The following is a 4,197-nucleotide window of genomic DNA, read 5'->3' on the forward strand; positions in this document are numbered from 1 at the left end:
CCTATGAGGGCAACCCGCGCAACGGTTACAGCATGAGCGGTGCGCTGCCCGACGCGCCGGTCTCGGGTCACTGGTTCTCCGCGCAGTTCCAGGAGTTGCTGGCCAACGCCCACCCGCCCGTCCAGTAACTCCCCCCAGATCTCGGCTCCCTTCCGAGACCGGGCGCCCGTCCACCCCCCGGGGGTGGGCGGGCGCCCGCCGTGCGCGGGCCCTGGGATCATGGGACGGGGCTCCGGTCGGCGCGGCCCCGGACACCGGACCCGGGAGGAAACGCGTGGCGGCACCGCTGGAGACCGACACCGTCGTGGTCGGACTGGGAGCCATGGGGGCGCAGGCCCTGTGGCGCCTGGCCCGGCGCGGTGTGGACGTGATCGGGGTCGAGCAGTTCACGCCCGGACACGACCGGGGCTCCAGCCACGGCGAGTCCCGCATCATCCGCACCGCCTACATGGAGGGCGCCGCCTACGTGCCGTTCGTGCGGTCGGCCTGGCGCGCGTGGTCGGAGCTGGAGGAGGCCTCCGGGACCCGGCTCGTGGTGCGGACCGGCGCCCTCATGCTCGGCGCGCCGGACAGCCCCGCCGTCACCGGGTCGGTCACCGCCGCCGAACACCACGGCCTCCCCCACCAGGTGCTCTCCCGCGACCAGGTCTCCGAGCGCTTCCCCCAGCACGTGCTGCGCCCGGGTGAGGTGGGCGTCTTCGAGGAGGACGCCGGTGTGGTCCTGCCCGAGGCCGCGATCACGGCGGCCGTACGGCTCGCGCGGGAGGCGGGCGCGCGGGTGCTCACCGGAGCCCGGGCGACCCGCGTCGTCCCCGACCCGGACCGCCCCCGTGTGGTGGTCGGGGACACCGTGCTCCGGGCCCGCCGGGTGGTCGTCACCGCCGGGTCCTGGCTGCCGCGGCTGGTGCCCGAGGTGGCGGAGCTGGGCGGCGGCCTGCGGGTGGAGCGGCGGGTGCTGGGCTGGTTGCGCACCACGCGGGACCCGTCCCCGCACGCGCACGGCCCGGTGTTCGCCCGGGACGGGGACGACTGCACGTGGTACGGGTTCCCCAGCATGGACCGCGGGCGGACCGTCAAGATCGGCGTGCACGCCGAGGCCCCGGGGAACAGGGGCGAGGGCGCCCAGTGGGGCGAGTCGGTCGACCCCGACGCGGGGCCGCGGGAGCCCGACGCCGCCGACGCCCGGCGGCTCGGACGGCTGGCCGCCGGGCTGCGCGGGGTCGCCCCGCTCCCCGAGCGCATGGCGTCGTGCATGTACACGATGACTCCGGACGAGCACTTCGTGATCGGGCAGCGCCGCGAACTGCCCGGGCTGGTGCTGGCGGGGGGCTTCTCGGGGCATGGCTACAAGTTCGCCTCCGCGGTCGGGGAGGCGCTGGCCGACCTCGCCCAGCACGGGCGTACGGAGCTGGCCGTGGACCTGTTCGACCCGCACCGCTGGGACTGAACCGGGCGGTTCGCGGGCGGCCGGGCCCCGGGGCGGGGAGCGGCCGGCGCGCACGGGCGTGCGATCATCGCTTCCACGCGCGGCGCGAGCGCGGCCTCACCGCCCCTCCCTCCGGAAGGACCGCCATGAACAGTCCCACCGTCCCGCGGACCGCGCTCGTCACGGGCGCGTCGTCGGGGATCGGCGCCGCCGTCGCCGCCGAGCTGGTCCGCCGCGGCTACCGCGTGTACGGGACCAGCCGCGACCCCGGGGCGGTGGCCGAGCCGGTCCGGGGCGTGGAGTACCTGGCCCTGGACCTGGCCGACGGGGCGTCGGTCGAGGCGTGCGCGGCCGCCGCGGGCGACGTGGACGTGCTGGTCAACAATGCCGGGGAGAGCCAGAGCGGGCCCTTCGAGGAGCTGCCGCCGGAGGCGGTGGAGCGGTTGTTCCGGATCAACGTGTTCGGCGCGGTGCGGCTCACGCAGCTGTTGCTGCCGGGGATGCGCGCCCGGGGGTACGGGCGCGTGGTGATGGTGGGTTCGATGCTGGCGAGCTTCCCGCTGGCCTACCGGTCCTCCTACGTGGCCTCCAAAGCGGCGCTCAAGGGGTTCGCGAACGCGCTGCGCGGCGAGGTGTTCCCGTACGGGGTGGGGGTGGCCACGGTCGAGCCGGGTTCGATCAACACCGGCATCAGCGAACGGCGGACCCAGTACCTGCGGGAGGGGTCGCCGTTCGCGCCCGAGTACCGCACCATGCTCGGGGCGCTCGACGCCAACGAGGCGTCGGGGATCGAGCCGGGGGCGGTGGCGCGGACGGTCGTGCGCGCCGTCGAGGCGGACTCGCCCCGGCCGTTCTACGCGGTGGGCAGCAACGCCCCGGTGGTCTTCGCGCTGCGGCGGCTGTTCCCGCGCTCGCTCGTCCTGCGCGTGGTCGCCCGCAGGCACGGGCTGTAGCCGCGGGGGCGCCCGGGCGCCCGGACCCGCCGTGCCCGACGGGTTCCGGCGGCGTGTCCCCGGTGCCGGATAGGTTGTCCCGGCCACAGGACACCGAGCGCCCCGGGCCCTCCCGGGACGGGGGACAACGACGGAGCCACCGTGAGACAGCAGGTCCACTTCATCACCCTCGCGACGGCCGACCTGGACGCCGCCCGCGCGTTCTACCGGGACGGGCTCGGCTGGGAACCGCTCATGGACGTGCCCGGGGAGATCGTCTTCTTCCAGGTCGCGCCGGGGCAGGTCCTGGGCCTGTTCGACGCGGAGAAGTTCGACCGCGACCTGGGGCGGCCGTCCGGGGCGGCCGGGGTGTCGGGGCTGACGCTGTCGCACAACGTCGACGGCCCGGAGGAGGTCGCGCGTACCGTGGACGCCATGGCGAGGGCGGGTGCGAAGGTGCTCAAGCCCCCGCGACGGGGTGAGTTCGGCGGGGTCTTCCACGCCCATGTGGAGGACCCCAACGGCGTGGTCTGGGAGATCGCGCACAACCCGGGCTGGCTTGTGCAGGAGGACGGCCGGGTCGTGTTCGGCTGAGGCGCGGGCGCCCGCCGGGCGGAGGGGCGGGCGGGTCCCCGGCGGCGCCGGGCGGTCGAGGCCCTGTGCCCGGGCCGGTTCACGGTTCCAGGGGGCGCAGGCGGATGTCGTGGCCCTCGGAGTCGGCCGCCGCGAAACGCAGCAGCCGTGTGCCCTCCTCGGTGACCGCCTCCTCCTCGGTCGGGGTGAGCGGTGCGAACAGCCGCACGTCCAGCACGGCGGGGCCGCCGCGCCGGGTCCGCTCGATCCGCCACAGCCCGCGCACGAACCCGTCCACGGTCAACGGCGGCTCGACCACGATGTGGGGGCGCTGGTGGTCGGCGACGACGCGGGAGCGGTCGTCGTAGGAGACGAGCACGTTGTCGAGCAGCGCCAGGAAGCGGACCGGCGCGGGCGTGTCGGGGTCGGGACGGGGCGCGTCGGGCAGGTCGAACAGCTCGCGGCCGTCCGGGCCGCGCAGGACCCGCAGCCGAGGCCTCAGCCCCTCCACGACCGCGCGCACGCGGGTCGTCCCGCTCCAGGCCTGGACGTCCCTGGCGGTGGCCGGGCCGAACGCGGCGAGGTAGCGGAGCACGAGGGTGTCCGGGGAGGGCTCGGCGGCCAGCGGCGCGCCCAGCCACTCCTCGGCGAGGGTGAAGGGCGTGGTGCCGCGCCGTCCCCACGTGCCGTCGGGCGGCGGGTGCAGCACGGGCAGGAGCCCCTGGACGGAACGGGCCAGGGCGGTGGGGGCGCGTCCGGGCCAGCGCTCGGCCAGGGCCCGGCCCAGGTCGGGGCGGGTGAGCCCGCCGTCGGCGAGCAGCGTGCGCGCGGCAGCGGCGAGCTCGGCGGGGTCGACACCGGGCAGGTTCCGGCCGAAGGCGCCCTTCTGCCAGCGGGTCAGCACGGGGTGCAGGGTCGGGCGCAGCCACAGGTAGTCGGCGGCGGTGACCAGGTGCTGGGTGCCCCGCAGGAGGGTGGCGCGCACGACGTCGCGGCTGCGCAGGAGCCCGGTGAGGTCGTCGATCCGGAAGTCCCGGACACGGGACCACAGGCCCACGTAGGGCGGTTCGGGGTCCTGCGCCTGGAGTCCGACGAGGTGGTGGACGACTTCTGCGGCGGTGTGGTCGGTGGTCCGGTCGAGGAGCAGTTGGCGGGACAGGGTCGCCCGGTTGAGGGCGCGGCGGTCGAGCGCGGTCATGGACGCGACCCTAGGAGGGGTGGAGGTCATCTGCTGTCCTCCACTCGACGGCCGGGGCGGGGTTGCCG

The 4,197-nt window shown here is 76.0% G+C and carries 4 protein-coding genes; 3 read left to right on the top strand and 1 reads right to left on the bottom strand.

Translation table 11 applies throughout. From position 1 onward, the window contains the following. Positions 1-274: 274 nt before the first annotated feature. The 3 genes from solA to ABD54_RS25685 all read left to right on the top strand — a co-directional run bounded on the left by solA (position 275) and on the right by ABD54_RS25685 (position 2,952). Positions 275-1,447 (top strand): N-methyl-L-tryptophan oxidase, encoded by a 1,173-nt coding sequence (gene solA, locus ABD54_RS25675; RefSeq protein ID WP_047872129.1) that lies wholly within the window; start codon positions 275-277, stop codon positions 1,445-1,447. A 125-nt stretch (positions 1,448-1,572) separates the two neighbouring features. Beyond that, positions 1,573-2,379, top strand: a complete 807-nt coding sequence (locus ABD54_RS25680) for an SDR family oxidoreductase (protein ID WP_047872130.1) — start codon at positions 1,573-1,575, stop codon at positions 2,377-2,379. A gap of 141 nt (positions 2,380-2,520) precedes the next feature. Continuing rightward, on the top strand, positions 2,521-2,952 hold the full coding sequence (locus ABD54_RS25685) for a VOC family protein (protein WP_047872131.1): 432 nt from the start codon (positions 2,521-2,523) through the stop codon (positions 2,950-2,952). Positions 2,953-3,031: 79 nt separating this feature from the next. Here the strand turns inward: ABD54_RS25685 and ABD54_RS25690 are convergent, their stop codons facing one another. Beyond that, the gene (locus ABD54_RS25690; protein ID WP_047872132.1) at positions 3,032-4,129 is read right to left on the bottom strand and encodes a winged helix DNA-binding domain-containing protein; all 1,098 of its coding nucleotides are present in this window, start codon (positions 4,127-4,129) and stop codon (positions 3,032-3,034) included. Between the last annotated feature and the right edge of the window lie 68 nt (positions 4,130-4,197).

This window comes from Nocardiopsis sp. RV163 (genome assembly GCF_001029525.1).
In the GTDB taxonomy this organism is placed as follows: domain Bacteria; phylum Actinomycetota; class Actinomycetes; order Streptosporangiales; family Streptosporangiaceae; genus Nocardiopsis; species Nocardiopsis dassonvillei.